This window comes from Priestia sp. YIM B13490, from assembly GCF_042787735.1.
In the GTDB taxonomy this organism is placed as follows: Bacteria; Bacillota; Bacilli; order Bacillales; family Bacillaceae_H; genus Priestia; species Priestia megaterium.
This window is the reverse complement of the sequence record NZ_JBHZOT010000015.1, coordinates 53,080-67,245: the sequence shown is the minus strand read 5'-3', so window position 1 is coordinate 67,245 and position 14,166 is coordinate 53,080. Positions and strand designations below refer to the sequence as shown.

The window sequence follows — 14,166 nt, the reverse complement described above, 5'->3', positions numbered from 1 at the left end:
TAAGCTCTTTAGCGCCAATGGTAGTTGGGACTTTGTCCCTGTGAGAGTAGGACGTTGCCAGGCAATGAATAAGACCCCTTTTTATGCTCTTATAAAAGAGTCTAGGGGTTTTTTATTTGGCTCATTTATAAAAATCTTTTATACAATGAATATTGTGTATAATACACGGAGGATTAGCTCAGCTGGGAGAGCACCTGCCTTACAAGCAGGGGGTCGGCGGTTCGATCCCGTCATCCTCCACCACCGTGCCGGTGTAGCTCAACTGGTAGAGCAACTGACTTGTAATCAGTAGGTTGGGGGTTCAAGTCCTCTTGCCGGCACCATTTATATCGGAGGGGTAGCGAAGTGGCTAAACGCGGCGGACTGTAAATCCGCTCCTTCGGGTTCGGCAGTTCGAATCTGCCCCCCTCCACCATCTTTATTGGGCTATCGCCAAGCGGTAAGGCAACGGATTTTGATTCCGTCATGCGTTGGTTCGAATCCAGCTAGCCCAGCCATAGAGAGCCATTAGCTCAGTTGGTAGAGCATCTGACTTTTAATCAGAGGGTCGAAGGTTCGAGTCCTTCATGGCTCACCAGTTATATTTACACGCGGGTGTGGCGGAATTGGCAGACGCGCTAGACTTAGGATCTAGTGTCTTATGACGTGGGGGTTCAAGTCCCTTCACCCGCATCTTTCATTAATTTCATATATGTGCGGAAGTAGTTCAGTGGTAGAACACCACCTTGCCAAGGTGGGGGTCGCGAGTTCGAACCTCGTCTTCCGCTCCATATATATTGGCGGCATAGCCAAGTGGTAAGGCCAAGGTCTGCAAAACCTTTATCACCGGTTCAAATCCGGTTGCCGCCTCCACCACGTATAAGTCCTGCCGGGGTGGTGGAATTGGCAGACACACAGGACTTAAAATCCTGCGGTAGGTGACTACCGTGCCGGTTCAAGTCCGGCCCTCGGCACCATTTTAATAAGCGCCCGTAGCTCAATTGGATAGAGCGTTTGACTACGGATCAAAAGGTTAGGGGTTCGACTCCTCTCGGGCGCGCCATAAACGGGAAGTAGCTCAGCTTGGTAGAGCACTTGGTTTGGGACCAAGGGGTCGCAGGTTCGAATCCTGTCTTCCCGACCACGAGTACCAGTATCAGTACCATGATGGGGCCTTAGCTCAGCTGGGAGAGCGCCTGCCTTGCACGCAGGAGGTCAGCGGTTCGATCCCGCTAGGCTCCACCATACAGTATACGGAGGAATACCCAAGTCCGGCTGAAGGGATCGGTCTTGAAAACCGACAGGGGTGTTAAAGCCCGCGGGGGTTCGAATCCCTCTTCCTCCGCCATTTTCTATTTCGGTCCCGTGGTGTAGCGGTTAACATGCCTGCCTGTCACGCAGGAGATCGCGGGTTCGATTCCCGTCGGGACCGCCATTTTAAGAAAATATGCGGGTGTAGTTTAATGGTAAAACCTCAGCCTTCCAAGCTGATGTCGTGAGTTCGATTCTCATCACCCGCTCCAAGTAAAGGGCCTATAGCTCAGCTGGTTAGAGCGCACGCCTGATAAGCGTGAGGTCGGTGGTTCGAGTCCACTTAGGCCCACCAGTATAATAAACAGTTAAGTTAAACTTAAAAAATAATCATGGCCCGTTGGTCAAGCGGTTAAGACACCGCCCTTTCACGGCGGTAACACGGGTTCGAATCCCGTACGGGTCATCAAAAGAGCAGTTTGCATTTGCAAACTGCTCTTTTATTTTTGGTAGATAAATGATGGGTTTTTATATGGTGAAAAGAGAAACAAGCTGTTGCAGTTTCTGCCGTAGGCTTAGCTATGATAGCCACGCCATCAACGGTACCGAATTTAGGAAGTTCCACGGTTGTGGTGTAAAAAACATTCGCTAGAAAAATAAAACGTTAGGTTCCCTTGAATTACTAGCTTATGAAGCTAACCCAAACAGTTGATGGATGAATTCTTTTCTACTTTGGGCAGACTTCACCTCTTGGTGAACTTGCTTCTTTTTCAGCATATGCATGACTTCTATGCCACTCAGTATGTAAGTGGCTGTATGAAATGATTTCAACCCTAACATCGAACGAACACGATTCTTAATAAAACGGTGATCTTGTTCCACGATGTTATTTAGATATTTTATCCGCCTTATGTAGATGCTTACGGGCATCTTTTTCTCTTTCTTCAACTCTTCGGTAGCCACGGGATAGGCTGAATTCTTATCGACTGTTATGACACGGGGCGTTGAAACATGAAAAGAAAGACCGCAAAGCTTTCTTGAAAAAGGGTTTTGCAGCTTTATGATCTCTTGTTTTCCTTAAATAAAAATCAATCGTATTTCCTTTTGAATTAACGGCCCGATATAGGTACATCCATTAACCTTTTACCTTAATATACGTTTCATCTACTCTCCAGGAATCATTGATTAGCTTAAGGCGACACGGTACCCGTTCATCTAGTTCAGACCATACTGATGAATCCAACGCATAATCGTTGTATGAGAAATCGATAATCCGCGTTCTTCAATCATTTCCACTATATCACGAAAACTGAGGTTGTACCGTAGGTACCATCTCACAGTTAATAAAATAATATCAGGCTGATAATGTTTCCATTTGAATAGATTTTGCTTTTTCATACTAATCGCATCCCCTTTTTTAGAATCCTAGTATCAGTATGTTCAAGTTTGGGAGGTTACTTGCATATGTTTTTTAATTTTCGCACCAGAACCCTAAATACCGTTTTTAATGCTATTCAACAAGCTATCCATAGTCAAGAACATGCACAACAAAGACAGCAAATAACAAGATTAAGAAGTACAACGATAAACAGATCAAACAAGTAAGGACCAGGCCTTAGCTGTTAACAAGAAATTGTGTAAATAAAAAAGGCTTGTTCAAATGTATGAGCAAGCCTTTTACTTGTAAATTAGCTAAAGTTAATAATTCGAATGACTATTATGTCCACAATTACATTTATGATTTTGGTGATGATGATTATTTCTATCCTTGCAACTACAATTGTTATTACCTTGATTATAAGAGTTATGATCGTTATTGTGGTGGTGGTGATTATTTCTACCACAAGAGCAACCACCATAATTGTTGTTATAGTTCGAATAACCACATCTACAACGACGTCTACAACCACAACCAAAGAAATTCCAACAACACATATATTTCCCCTCTCTTTAGCATGGATACAATATTTTATGTTTTCTATTTTATTTAGCTTGTACTATTGTCACCTATGAAAAAAAGCTTCTGAATTAAATATCTAGAAGCTTTTTTAGTAATTAATTTTAAAATTGAAAGTGAACAAAAAGAATATTTTTATACTCATTATTTAATAAAATTTAAGTGTTTGAAGTATTATCTATTTGCCCTTGATCACTTACATCTGGATCAAAATTATTATTCAACATGTGAGACACTGAAGGCGATGTATTACCAAAAGAAAAACAGGCTCCTACTGATTTCGAATTAGCTGTATGGCTATTTTGAACGTTGTTACCTATATCTAAATTTGCATTTTCTGTAACTCCATTAGCATTAAAGTTTTGAACATTAATATTACATGGCATAAAAAGTATGCTCCTTTATTCTTAAAGTTGCCCCGATATTGGCATAGAAGGGTTCGCAATTTGATCTTGGTCACTAATATCTGGATCAAAGTTTCCGTTAGCCATCCAAGACGTAGAAGGAGAGAAATTACCCATAGAAATACAAGCTCCTACCCATTTTGAATTCGCTGTATGACTATTGTGTACTGTATGACCAAAATCTAGATTTCCGTTTTGAGTAATCCCATTAGTCAATACATTACCAACAATAATAGAATAAGGCATAAACCTACTCCTTTCTCTTTTGAACACTTATTGTAATTTATGCTTTCATTCTTCATTAGGTAACTTGCCTAACACAAATAAAATAAATATTAGGCTAGAGCATTATGGAATTGATTTTTCCTAATTTTAATAAAACTTATTTGCCTTAAGGCAGGTTTAATCAACTTAAGTTGATTATAAGCTATGTAAATAAAATACTTCCTCTTCTTTATTTATAGTTAAAATCTTATAAAAAGCTCCTTTGTAAAAATCAAGGAGCTTTTCTGTTTATATAAAATTAGAGCCCGTCCAAAATATTAGCAATAACGTCTTCTTACTAGACGAACACTGATACCTTCTAAACTAGTAGCATTTCTAACTCCAGAATTGTCTTCCCATATTAAAAAGCCACCTTCTACTCGAATAAACGTACCGTTTCCATCAAGTTGTCTTCCAGCAGAAAAAACTTGGATTTCATCCCCTCTTCGAAAACCATCTAATCTAGAACGAGATGTACGACGGTCTCCACTACGACGTCCTGGCATAACCTCACCTCCAAATAACCTTATAGTACATGCTATGAAGGAAATGAAATTTGGTATAAGTAAAGTGCTTATTAAAAACAAAAAATATCTCTGTAAAGTAAAGGACTAGTTATACTTGTCCATGCATTTTTAGAAAGTCGGCATATTATACAATGTGCATATTAATAGCCTCCAAATCTTGTTGATATGAACGGCAAAAACCTCCTGATTTTGGCGAAAGTCAGGAGGTTTTAAATTAGTAAGGGATGCATCCAAAAACAAAGGGTACTCACAGAAGTATTGGAGTGCATTGACTACATCCTATGCATCAATAATCTTTTAGTAACTTGCCTATTAAAAAGATTTGAAGATAAATTACTTTATGTAAAAGCCTCTCAAGTGAAAGGCTTTTGTTGTATTAGCAGTAGCCTCCGTAGCCGCCACCAAAACCACTACATCCAATAATGACAAGAAGAATAAATAGGACAATTAGAAGAGCAAAACCTCCACCAAATCCATATCCACCACAATTAGACATACTATCACTCCTTTTATAAGGTTTGAGTAAAACTAAAGGAGTAGGGAAACAATTTATATGGGCTAACGCATTATATGTAACAGACAATACTTGTGAGCATGTTTATTTCTACATTACTATCGATTCATTATTGCCTAATAAAAAAAGCTAGCACAAAGCTAACTTTTTAGGATAAAAATGATTTTTAATCATTAGCAACGACCAAAACCTCCGCCAAAGCAAGAAGCACCAATAATGATTAATAAAATGAAAAGTACAATGATTAAGGCAAAGCCACCACCACAGCCGCCTCCACCATAGCCGTAACCGCCGCCATAACCACAGCCACCGTAACCTCCAAAGAAGCCCATATTTCCACCCCCTATATGCTTAATACTTTTAAGATATGTATAAAAAATGAAAATGCTCGCCCATACTCTGCACTGATAGAAATAGCAGGATTTTTGTAGATATATATATAAACCCTTTAGATTACTTTACATAGAATGAATGAACCATCCCACTGAATCCCAGTAGATAAGTTACCCTCCCTAACGGATTTGCAGATGTTAAAAAACAGAGAAACTCCCTGCCGCCTGGGAGTTTCTCTGTTTTTTAGATATATATGTTCAGCTAATATAATGGATTTTATTGGAATCCATTGTCTGGAAAGGGTTTGAATATTATTAGAGAAGGCTCTAGGAATGCCACTTCGATAAGCCATCTCGCTTTAAAAGAAAAAACAATCTGTATTAGAAGCAGATTGTTTTTTCTTTTTTTGACTCTGTAAATTATGAAGGTGAAAAATAAAGTTAAAAGTATTCTATCTGTGAGACGAAAATTACTCGATATACATCATATACTTTTATTTTTCCTTAAGTAACTTGCCTCTTGAGAATAAAATTGTATTTTTTGAGCAAACTACACAAGATGTTGCCAAACATTGACACATACAATCGTAGGCAACCTATTTTTATTATAAATTACCAGCTATATTTTGACTGAATATACTACCATTCTTATTATTAGTTGAGTTTTTCTCATTTGTAATATTTAAAAAGTTGCCTACATTACCTGATCCAGCTCCGACTTTTGTCATATCAGTAGCTTTAGGTGAAATTTTAAAGCAATCACCAAACTCAACGGTTGGTGCTGTGCCGAATAAACTATTAATATTAACTGCGCCTACGACAGATGGCATTTGTATTCCTCCCTATACTGCAAATATAAATTAAATGCGTAGAGATGTTAGTAGCTCAAACATGAAATAATAGTCCTCAAATAATCCCTTTTAATCACTTATAGTTAATAATAACCTCTTAAACTAAAAGGTACGAGGGGTCCAGAAATAGGAGCTTCTCCTGCACCATAATACTTTGGTGCTTTAGCTGGACTACCCAATGGATAATTCCCCCACCAACTATTAATTTCCCCATTAGAATCGAGTACAAAGCCAGTAGGTCGTTGGAAAGAAGGGACAAAATAAGGATAGAAAGTGTAATGAAAGGGAGTGTAGAAGGATGAATAAAACACATAATCACCTACTTTTTGTCAGAGAAAGATATGGTCTAATGAGTAGCCTATATTCTATATATAGAGCAAATTTATATAAATCTGCAAAAACATCATTTTACTAGAAAGACGGGTGACCCTATAAAGTCTTGATGTTAAAAGCTAATCGATAATACTTACACTTTATTCACCAAATCATCTTTAAGTTAATTGTCCATTATGAATAATTTTTTATCATTTGAGCAAACTACTCAAGAACAGATATGTTCACCGGTAAATACCTTTTATGTTATGTATTCAAATGCAGAAAAACCAACCTTTAGGATTCAGAGGTTGGTTTTTCGTTTTTTTAAGCTGTATATCCTATACATCTTTAGTTAACATAATGTCTCTTTTCGGAACACACGACAAAAAGAACCCCTTGTGGCAGAAGGGGTTTCGCTAAGAGTGTGTTTCTGTCTTATACAGCTTGTTATACATCCTTGGTGTGACAAGGTTTCGCTTAGGGATGTAAGTCAGAAAAAATGCATAAAAAGCGTACCTTTTATTTGTATGCTTGTACGGTGAAATATAGTATTTATGGAAGGAATATGTTATTATATTTTTGCACATGCATTTTAATAGTGAAAAGCCACCTGTCCTGCAAATACTGGGTGGCTTTTTATTTTGCTAACAATAACAAATACTTTAACAGCTTGAAATTTATTTATAAATATGGTGTGGAATAGTATCCTATTTTTTACATTGTAATGGTTGAATAAGGTATTTAATATTCTTTGGCACTACTAGATTCCTGAAAGCTTTGTTTATTAACTTGTTTCTTTATAGTAAGAACAGGTTAGTTTCACTTTGTAAATATATAGAATTACATAGGGGATAAGAGAATCTACTCTCTGAGAGTAGGTTCTCTTTTGTTTGTATATCGTTCGTAAAGGTATACTTTTACGAACTTTTCTTTTATATAAGAAATCTATTATTTTTATCGTTCGTTTAAGTGTGAAAATTAATTACGAACGTTCTTTGGAATTCATACACTTTTACGAACGTTTTTGGTAAAATAAAATAAAGAGAATCACAAAAGGAGTATAAAAATGGAAAATAGAAGGTTTGGATACATACGTGTAAGCAGCCGAGATCAAAATGAAGGTCGTCAACTTCAATCGATGCAGGAAGTTGGCATTTCTTCTCGCGATATTTTTATTGATAAACAAAGTGGAAAAAACTTCAATCGAGAACAGTATCAATTATTAAAACGAATGATTCGTAAAGGGGATATCCTTTATATTCATTCGTTAGATCGTTTCGGTCGTAATAAAGAAGAAATTCTTCAGGAATGGAATGCCATCACAAAAGAGATTGAGGCAGACATTGTAGTTTTAGATATGCCATTGTTAGATACAACTCAGTATAAGGACAGTCTGGGAACATTTATTGCGGATTTGGTCCTGCAAATTCTGTCTTGGATGGCTCAAGAAGAACGAGATCGTATTCGCAAGCGTCAACGTGAGGGAATTGATACTGCGTTAACTAAGGGTATATCTTTTGGCCGACCCAAAGCTCAAGTTAGCGAAGAATTCATTGGAGCTTATAATCGATGGAAAGAAAAAGAAATTACAGCCGTACAGGCAATGAAGGAAGCGAATGTGAAAAAGACAACGTTTTATAAATTAGTAAAACAGTACGAAAATAAGATAAATATGGAGACTATTTAAATTAAGAAGAAACTAGTCAAAATAATGCATATTTAAGCATCAGATTCTTAAGTGAAAAATATTATGTTTTATAGAAAAGATTTAGGCAATAATTATTCGGTGAAAAATTTACTTACTTTCGTTGTCGAGAGCTAGTTAGCATTACTCTTTTTGTCAGGTTGTTTTTGATTACATATTATTCTAGGTGCTATTTTATCTATCAATCTCGTATTAAAACAATGAAAAAAGGAAATACTGTTTATAAAGTAGATATGATAAAGGAGTTAATAGTTTATGGAAAATAATATGTCCAACGAAATCAGTCAAGTTGAAACAAGTATATCTGATGAAATGTTAGCTGAACTGTTCCTGAGTCAAGTAATGAAGGATTTCAAAAAAGGTAAAATCCTTGAAGAAATTGATCAGTCTTTAAGGAATAAGGACAAAGAAGCTTTTTTACGTTTAACGAATAAACTTAAATCTGCATCTTAATAAAAGGGTATAAATAGGATTTCATCATTTAGAGTAATAAACAAATAAACCGAATTGAAATTTTTTATGTGAAGTTAAGTGAGGGGTTAATCATCAGTTATTATGGTTTAGCCTCAATGTAGGGAGGGTACTTAGCCAGGGGATATCTTCCTTTTACGATTAGTAAGTAAGCAAATATACAGAAGATACTAATTACTCCTATTACTAAAATAAAGCGAAGAAACTTCTTCATTTTTTTATGTCTTTGGAACTCGTTAAAATTAATAATATTACTCATAAAAATCCTCCTGGTCTTATTTTTTAGAAATAAATTATAAAAAGAAGATGAAACACCTTATTTAAAACTTACTGGATAGTTTTATCTTCCAATATAGCACAAATTTATTTTAACTAAACATGTAAATTTAAATTATGTATAATTTTCATTAGTGCCTCCATATATACTAAGAATATTACGTTATGAGGAAAAGGATTTAATTAGTTTTTAGAATCAAAATTATGTAAATATGGAATAAATATAGCATTTCCATATTTATGAGAGCCTGCTTTTTTAAGGACCTAAGAATAGATAATTGCGTAAGGCGCCATTATCTACTCTCAAAGTTTAATTTTCTTTATCTCACAGTTATTGAACAAGAGTTTTTGTAGTTTGCAAAGTAGCTATATTATTTTGAACTGTCAAATTCAATTCATAATAACCCCGCTCATTGGATACACACGCGTAATCCCCTGAACATCCTGTTACAAAAAATGGGTTATTAGGGAAATTAGGGTGGATACTAACTGAGTTGGTAAAAAATTTATGTGCATGATGAGTGAAAATCGCTAAAATTTTATTCCTCACATTAGAAGGTATTGCATTAAAAAACATGTTTGTTTCCATTTGAGTTATAACATGATTACCATGTATTTCATTAGTTATCCCTGGCACTCTCAAAGGCCAATGGAAATCAATAATATAGTAATAATTAGGATCTAAACTGCTTAATAAGTTTAAACTATCCTGGCTAAATACCCCTCCACGCCCGTTGTCTAGCCAAACATGCCGCACTAGTCCTTGTGTTCCAGGAATACTTCTATACCCGCTTAAATAACGATTGATATATTGTCGAAATAGAATCCTACTGTTATTTCTATTAGTAGCTTCCCAATTTCCTATAGATGATCTAAAAGGAATTGATCCTAAAACGCTATTTAAAATATTGGTGAATTGTTGATAATATGTTTCAGCTACTTGTGACGAAGAAGCACCCAAAGCGTGTACATCATCTCCACCGAAAATAATATATCTTTTGTTACCATTGTTAACTACTCTCTGCAAGAGAGTATTAAACATACTTTGACTATTTAAAAAACCTACATGGCTATCACCCACAACAGCCAAATTGATAGTAGTTGCCAACGGAAGCCCTGGTTGAGGTTGAAAGTAATTATTTTCTTTTTTCCTTTTATTACTCTTAATTATTTTTATCACCCTTTCTATATATCTTTCTCGATATACTATTCAATAAATAAAGGGATGCTTGTACACTACTAAAAAATGTTGTTTTATCATTTTCTTTCTGCTTTGAAGGGTTAAAACTTATAAGACTTTAAAGTGAAAATATTACCTAACAGATGACTTTATAGATAAGAAGGCTTGTTCATATCTATGAACAAGCCTTCTTATCTATAAAATTTACATTTTGAAGAGCCATAGTCGTTATAATCAGAATGATGATTCTTATTATTGCCAAGGCCATGATTTCTGCCATAGTTATGTCCATTATTAGAGTTGTCACCATAATTACCATAACTAACACAGTGACAGCTGCCAGAATTGTTATTATAGTTCTCACAACAACTTCTACGACGACATCTATAACCGCAACCAAAGAAATTCCAACAACACATATTTTCTCCTCTTTTGATTGCCTTAGGGCCTTGTAGGTCAAGTTAAATTGACTCTATTTTTAAAAACTAATAGCCCGTCCAAAATATCAGTAATAACGTCTTCTTACTCTACGGACACTGATGCCTTCTAAGCTAGTAGCATTTCTAACTCCAGAATTATCTTCCCACACTAAAAAGCCACCTTCTACTCGAATAAACGTACCGTTTCCATCAAGTTGTCTTCCAGCAGAAAAAACTTGAATTTCATCTCCTCTTCGAAAACCATCTAATCTAGAACGAGATGTACGACGGTCTCCACTACGACGTCCTGGCATAACTTCACCTCCCAATATCCCTATAATATATGCTATGAAGAGAATAAAATTTGGTATAAGCAAAATGCTTACTAGGGAAAAAATATTTTGACAAAGTGAAAATTGATTATACTTGTTCATGCCAATTTTTCGCTTTCACATACTATGCAATATGTATATCAATAACCTCCAAATCTCTTGATATGAACGGCAAAAAACACCTGATTTTGATGGCAATCAGGTGTTTTTTTAATTAGTAAGGAATACATCCTAAAACAAAGGGTTCTCATATAATGAAACAATGGAGTGCGTTGACTACATCATATGCATTCATATTAGTTTAGAAACTTGCCTATCATAAAAGTATTTAAAATATCGTATGTAAAAGCCCTTCAATTGAAAGGTTTCTTATTGAATTAGCAGTAACCTCCATAGCGACCACTAAAACAACTACATCCAATAATGACAAGAAGAATAAATAAGACAATTAGAGGAACAAAGCCTCCACCAAGTCCACATCCACCATAACTAGACATACTATCACTCCTTTTTATAAAATTTGAGTAAAGGAGTAGGAATACAATTTATATGGGCTAACGCATTACATGTATCTGTAAATATTTGTGAGCATATTTACTTTTAGAATTCATTTTAAAAAGATTGCTGCTATTTAGCATTAGTTTCTTTCATATTATAAATATAAAATTTTATAATACTATGAGTACATAATTAACAAATAAAAAAAGCTAGCATAAAGCTAACTTTTTAATTGGGAAATAAAGATAAATAATAATTAAAAGGAAGACGATCTTTAATTATTAGCAACCACCGGCAAAGCCGCCAAAACAAGAAGCACCGATAATGATTAATAAAATAAACAATACGATGATCAAAGCGAAACCACTGCCAAAACCACAGCCGCCTCCACCATAACCATATCCGCCATAGCCGCAACCGCCACCATAACCTCCAAAGAACATACTTTCACCCCCCCATATGCTTAATACTTTTAGAATATGTATAGAAAATCAAAATGCTCCGTGTAATCCTTAAGCGTTGAACTAACAGGGGTAACGATATGTAATCAGCAAATTTAATTTTATAGAAATATATATAAACCCTTTAGATTAGTTTACATAGAATGAAAGCACCATACCCTTTAATTTCAGCAGATTAGTTCACCTCCCTGACGGATTTGCAGTTGTTAAAAGACAGAAAAACTCCCTGATGCCCGAGAGTTTTTTTGTCTTTTAGAATATATATCATATGTATGTTTAATTAATATAATGGATTTTATTGGAACTCATTATTTAAAAAGGTTTTGAATATTATTAGAGAAGGCTCTTGGAATGCCACTTCAATAAAGCCATCTCTAATTCAAAAGAAAAAACAATCTGTCTTCCAATACAGATTGTTTTTTCTTTTTTTGACTTTGTAAATTATGAAGGTGAAAAATAAAGTTAAAAGGATTCTGAGTGTGAGACGAAATTTATTTGAACTGCATAATATTCTTTTATTTCCCTTTAGGTGACTTGTCTATTGAAAATAAAAATTTTTGTTTGAGCAAACTACACAAGATATTGACAAACTTGACACACAAAATTAAATTCCGCTACAGAAAAAAACTGCCTCTTTTGACTGGGAATATATAGTTTTTTTCATTTTTTGGATGACTATGAATATACAGCCTTAGTTAATATACAACCTGTTACCGGAACAAAAAAGTCATTAGAGACTAAGAACTTTAATGGTTTTTTATATAGGAAGGCATGTCTAAATGTCATTATTACGAAGACTCACCTTATAGAAATACTAAATCTTATCAGCCTTTAAACAATTGAACCCAATAAGCTTTGTATCGATTAGATTCTAGGCCAAGAACATAACCAATTCCAGTGTACTTATAATTTGCATTTAACATACTAGCATAATGGCTAGGACTATTTTTCCAACCTTCAAAAGCTGCTTGAGGAGTTATATAACCAGCTGCAATATTTTCAGCAGCATATTGATACGAACCACCAAAATTTTTTAACATTTCAAAAGGTGTACCATATTGAGGACTATAATGTGAAAAATAGTTATTATCTCTCATGTCAACAGCCTTCAAATTTGCAACTTTGCTCAAATTTAAATTAATCATAAGAGGCGCAATATCAGATCTTTTTCTTTCTTCGTTTACTAAAGCCACAACTTGTTCTTGAAAACTTTGATGTGGAAACGAAAAGTCTGCACTATTACTCACTTTTGATAGTCTAGATTTCTTTGATTGATACTCTGTTACACTATTTGCTTTTCTTTTACTTCTAGATGACCTTGATTTCATAAGTTTCATTCCATCCCTAATTAGTATGAAATATAATATTCTAAATCAATAATATGGTTTGTATGCTTGTCCTAAATTTCTTATTCAAGAATAAAAACGGTTGAAATCAATGAATTAAGCCATTTTACACGTATTAGAACATGTCCAAACTCTTTTCATTTAGCAGCATATTATATAGAATAACGGTATCTAAAAGGAGGTAATTAAGATAGAACAATGGCTTAACCTTATCGGAAATTTTGGCTTTTCTATTGTTGTTACTTTTTATCTTCTACTACGCTTTGAAAAGAAAATAGATCATTTAACAGAAGCTATTAATAAAATAGCCATCATTATTGAAAAAGAACAGGATGAGCAATAAATAATTGGTTTATGAACTTATTTTTTAATTAATTTCTTAGTATGAATACTACCTAATAATTAGAGCAAACTACACAAGATGCGATGAAGCATCCACTCGAAATCCTCGCTACAAATAGAAAAAGCTACTGATTTTTAGTAGCTTTTTCTATTTGTAGGCTGTATATGACATACAACTATAGTTAACATAATGACTCTTCCAGTACACACCAAAAAAAGAACCCTTGTTGCAGAACGATTCCGCCGAGGGTTCTTTTTCCGGAGTATGCAGCTTTTTATACATTCTTGATTTGTCTACGTTCTTCAGAAAGGTGATTAATGAAAAAATGTATAAAAAGTGCACATTATATATATATGCTCGGGATATATAAAATAGCATTTACATATCCCTTATGTTGTATTTTGACTAAAGAAATGTCTATTCAACACTTCAACATAATAAAAAAGCAACCTCTCTCCTACGAAAAGAATGAGGTTGCTTCTTTATTTTAACAGGACTATCTAGATGTATACTCTGCGAACACGTACTCAAAAATCAAACATTATAATATATCTCCTGATTGAAGGGGATATGCTATTGTAAGTAATTTTATTAGCTATATTAGAAAGCTAGACTTTTCAATCGTTACTCATTTAAATGGAAAGTAAGTTAGATAAAATCACAGAATTACGTCTAACTATTATTGGAAAAAGGACAAGCTATAATTTAATTTACTCATCCAATAGCTCATTAAAAAACCTT

At 34.6% G+C, this 14,166-nt stretch carries 15 protein-coding genes, 17 tRNA genes and 1 pseudogene; 20 read left to right on the top strand and 13 right to left on the bottom strand.

From position 1 onward, the window contains the following. Window positions 1–167 precede the first annotated feature (167 nt). The 17 genes from ACFX4R_RS25950 to ACFX4R_RS25870 all read left to right on the top strand — a co-directional run bounded on the left by ACFX4R_RS25950 (window position 168) and on the right by ACFX4R_RS25870 (window position 1,696). Window positions 168–243, top strand: a tRNA-Val gene (locus tag ACFX4R_RS25950). A 4-nt stretch (window positions 244–247) separates the two neighbouring features. Then, window positions 248–323 (top strand) — tRNA-Thr (locus ACFX4R_RS25945). 8 nt (window positions 324–331) lie between these two features. Next, window positions 332–415 (top strand) — tRNA-Tyr (locus tag ACFX4R_RS25940). 7 nt (window positions 416–422) lie between these two features. Further along, window positions 423–497 (top strand) — tRNA-Gln (locus ACFX4R_RS25935). 4 nt (window positions 498–501) lie between these two features. Next, window positions 502–577: transfer RNA gene (locus ACFX4R_RS25930), tRNA-Lys, on the top strand. Window positions 578–590: 13 nt separating this feature from the next. After that, window positions 591–672, top strand: a tRNA-Leu gene (locus ACFX4R_RS25925). A 23-nt stretch (window positions 673–695) separates the two neighbouring features. After that, window positions 696–770: transfer RNA gene (locus ACFX4R_RS25920), tRNA-Gly, on the top strand. 8 nt (window positions 771–778) lie between these two features. Continuing rightward, window positions 779–852 (top strand) — tRNA-Cys (locus ACFX4R_RS25915). A gap of 15 nt (window positions 853–867) precedes the next feature. Next, window positions 868–956: transfer RNA gene (locus tag ACFX4R_RS25910), tRNA-Leu, on the top strand. Between the two features lie 9 nt (window positions 957–965). Beyond that, window positions 966–1,042, top strand: a tRNA-Arg gene (locus ACFX4R_RS25905). Window positions 1,043–1,046: 4 nt separating this feature from the next. Continuing rightward, window positions 1,047–1,123, top strand: a tRNA-Pro gene (locus ACFX4R_RS25900). A gap of 25 nt (window positions 1,124–1,148) precedes the next feature. Further along, a tRNA-Ala gene (locus ACFX4R_RS25895) sits at window positions 1,149–1,224 on the top strand. Between the two features lie 10 nt (window positions 1,225–1,234). Beyond that, window positions 1,235–1,327, top strand: a tRNA-Ser gene (locus tag ACFX4R_RS25890). Window positions 1,328–1,338: 11 nt separating this feature from the next. Further along, a tRNA-Asp gene (locus ACFX4R_RS25885) sits at window positions 1,339–1,414 on the top strand. Between the two features lie 14 nt (window positions 1,415–1,428). Next, window positions 1,429–1,502: transfer RNA gene (locus ACFX4R_RS25880), tRNA-Gly, on the top strand. Between the two features lie 6 nt (window positions 1,503–1,508). Continuing rightward, window positions 1,509–1,585 (top strand) — tRNA-Ile (locus ACFX4R_RS25875). Window positions 1,586–1,624: 39 nt separating this feature from the next. After that, window positions 1,625–1,696 (top strand) — tRNA-Glu (locus tag ACFX4R_RS25870). A 221-nt stretch (window positions 1,697–1,917) separates the two neighbouring features. Here ACFX4R_RS25870 and ACFX4R_RS25865 read toward each other — a convergent pair. The 7 genes and pseudogenes from ACFX4R_RS25865 to ACFX4R_RS25835 form a co-directional block, all read right to left on the bottom strand. Continuing rightward, window positions 1,918–2,628, bottom strand: a pseudogene (locus ACFX4R_RS25865) (IS6 family transposase). Between the two features lie 717 nt (window positions 2,629–3,345). Continuing rightward, on the bottom strand, window positions 3,346–3,573 hold the full coding sequence (locus ACFX4R_RS25860) for a spore germination protein (protein ID WP_043977115.1): 228 nt from the start codon (window positions 3,571–3,573) through the stop codon (window positions 3,346–3,348). 21 nt (window positions 3,574–3,594) lie between these two features. Beyond that, a complete protein-coding gene (locus ACFX4R_RS25855; protein WP_043977113.1) occupies window positions 3,595–3,837 on the bottom strand; it encodes a spore germination protein in 243 nt (80 codons plus the stop codon). A gap of 296 nt (window positions 3,838–4,133) precedes the next feature. After that, entirely contained in the window at window positions 4,134–4,361 is a 228-nt protein-coding gene (locus ACFX4R_RS25850; protein WP_377559276.1) for a hypothetical protein, read from the bottom strand. 397 nt (window positions 4,362–4,758) lie between these two features. Beyond that, window positions 4,759–4,878 carry a YjcZ family sporulation protein gene (locus ACFX4R_RS25845; RefSeq protein WP_377559159.1) on the bottom strand — a complete coding sequence of 40 codons (120 nt, stop codon included), beginning with the start codon at window positions 4,876–4,878 and terminating at the stop codon, window positions 4,759–4,761. Between the two features lie 191 nt (window positions 4,879–5,069). Continuing rightward, on the bottom strand, window positions 5,070–5,228 hold the full coding sequence (yjcZ, locus tag ACFX4R_RS25840) for a sporulation protein YjcZ (protein ID WP_165574641.1): 159 nt from the start codon (window positions 5,226–5,228) through the stop codon (window positions 5,070–5,072). Between the two features lie 605 nt (window positions 5,229–5,833). Further along, window positions 5,834–6,058 (bottom strand): spore germination protein, encoded by a 225-nt coding sequence (locus tag ACFX4R_RS25835; RefSeq protein ID WP_377559157.1) that lies wholly within the window; start codon window positions 6,056–6,058, stop codon window positions 5,834–5,836. 1,402 nt (window positions 6,059–7,460) lie between these two features. Here ACFX4R_RS25835 and ACFX4R_RS25830 point away from each other — a divergent pair. Next, entirely contained in the window at window positions 7,461–8,081 is a 621-nt protein-coding gene (locus tag ACFX4R_RS25830) for a recombinase family protein (protein ID WP_280169468.1), read from the top strand. A 273-nt stretch (window positions 8,082–8,354) separates the two neighbouring features. Continuing rightward, entirely contained in the window at window positions 8,355–8,552 is a 198-nt protein-coding gene (locus tag ACFX4R_RS25825; RefSeq protein WP_280169467.1) for an IDEAL domain-containing protein, read from the top strand. Between the two features lie 100 nt (window positions 8,553–8,652). On the opposite strand, the gene ACFX4R_RS25820 is transcribed toward ACFX4R_RS25825, so the two are convergent. From ACFX4R_RS25820 to ACFX4R_RS25795, 6 genes are all read right to left on the bottom strand, one after another. Next, window positions 8,653–8,829, bottom strand: coding sequence for a hypothetical protein (locus ACFX4R_RS25820; protein WP_377571004.1), 177 nt, complete (start codon window positions 8,827–8,829; stop codon window positions 8,653–8,655). A 348-nt stretch (window positions 8,830–9,177) separates the two neighbouring features. Next, complete coding sequence (locus ACFX4R_RS25815; protein WP_377571001.1) at window positions 9,178–10,026, bottom strand: hypothetical protein; 849 nt, start codon at window positions 10,024–10,026, stop codon at window positions 9,178–9,180. Window positions 10,027–10,531: 505 nt separating this feature from the next. Then, the gene (locus ACFX4R_RS25810) at window positions 10,532–10,759 is read right to left on the bottom strand and encodes a hypothetical protein (RefSeq protein ID WP_162213322.1); all 228 of its coding nucleotides are present in this window, start codon (window positions 10,757–10,759) and stop codon (window positions 10,532–10,534) included. A gap of 395 nt (window positions 10,760–11,154) precedes the next feature. Continuing rightward, window positions 11,155–11,274 (bottom strand): YjcZ family sporulation protein, encoded by a 120-nt coding sequence (locus ACFX4R_RS25805; protein ID WP_377570998.1) that lies wholly within the window; start codon window positions 11,272–11,274, stop codon window positions 11,155–11,157. A 282-nt stretch (window positions 11,275–11,556) separates the two neighbouring features. Further along, on the bottom strand, window positions 11,557–11,718 hold the full coding sequence (locus ACFX4R_RS25800) for a YjcZ family sporulation protein (RefSeq protein WP_252285759.1): 162 nt from the start codon (window positions 11,716–11,718) through the stop codon (window positions 11,557–11,559). An 842-nt stretch (window positions 11,719–12,560) separates the two neighbouring features. After that, window positions 12,561–13,064, bottom strand: coding sequence for a CAP domain-containing protein (locus ACFX4R_RS25795; protein WP_377570995.1), 504 nt, complete (start codon window positions 13,062–13,064; stop codon window positions 12,561–12,563). Between the two features lie 202 nt (window positions 13,065–13,266). Between ACFX4R_RS25795 and ACFX4R_RS25790 the strand changes: the two genes are divergently transcribed. Next, window positions 13,267–13,425 (top strand): YvrJ family protein, encoded by a 159-nt coding sequence (locus ACFX4R_RS25790; protein ID WP_377571013.1) that lies wholly within the window; start codon window positions 13,267–13,269, stop codon window positions 13,423–13,425. Window positions 13,426–14,166 lie beyond the last annotated feature (741 nt).

Coding starts and splice junctions, on each gene's coding strand:
- ACFX4R_RS25855 (WP_043977113.1), bottom strand. CDS start 3,837: ATGCCTTATTCTATTATTGTTGGTAATGTATTGACTAATGGGATTACT.
- yjcZ (WP_165574641.1), bottom strand. CDS start 5,228: ATGGGCTTCTTTGGAGGTTACGGTGGCTGTGGTTATGGCGGCGGTTAC.
- ACFX4R_RS25795 (WP_377570995.1), bottom strand. CDS start 13,064: ATGAAATCAAGGTCATCTAGAAGTAAAAGAAAAGCAAATAGTGTAACA.
- ACFX4R_RS25860 (WP_043977115.1), bottom strand. CDS start 3,573: ATGCCATGTAATATTAATGTTCAAAACTTTAATGCTAATGGAGTTACA.
- ACFX4R_RS25805 (WP_377570998.1), bottom strand. CDS start 11,274: ATGTCTAGTTATGGTGGATGTGGACTTGGTGGAGGCTTTGTTCCTCTA.
- ACFX4R_RS25820 (WP_377571004.1), bottom strand. CDS start 8,829: ATGAGTAATATTATTAATTTTAACGAGTTCCAAAGACATAAAAAAATG.
- ACFX4R_RS25825 (WP_280169467.1), top strand. CDS start 8,355: ATGGAAAATAATATGTCCAACGAAATCAGTCAAGTTGAAACAAGTATA.
- ACFX4R_RS25835 (WP_377559157.1), bottom strand. CDS start 6,058: ATGCCATCTGTCGTAGGCGCAGTTAATATTAATAGTTTATTCGGCACA.
- ACFX4R_RS25850 (WP_377559276.1), bottom strand. CDS start 4,361: ATGCCAGGACGTCGTAGTGGAGACCGTCGTACATCTCGTTCTAGATTA.
- ACFX4R_RS25810 (WP_162213322.1), bottom strand. CDS start 10,759: ATGCCAGGACGTCGTAGTGGAGACCGTCGTACATCTCGTTCTAGATTA.
- ACFX4R_RS25830 (WP_280169468.1), top strand. CDS start 7,461: ATGGAAAATAGAAGGTTTGGATACATACGTGTAAGCAGCCGAGATCAA.
- ACFX4R_RS25800 (WP_252285759.1), bottom strand. CDS start 11,718: ATGTTCTTTGGAGGTTATGGTGGCGGTTGCGGCTATGGCGGATATGGT.
- ACFX4R_RS25845 (WP_377559159.1), bottom strand. CDS start 4,878: ATGTCTAATTGTGGTGGATATGGATTTGGTGGAGGTTTTGCTCTTCTA.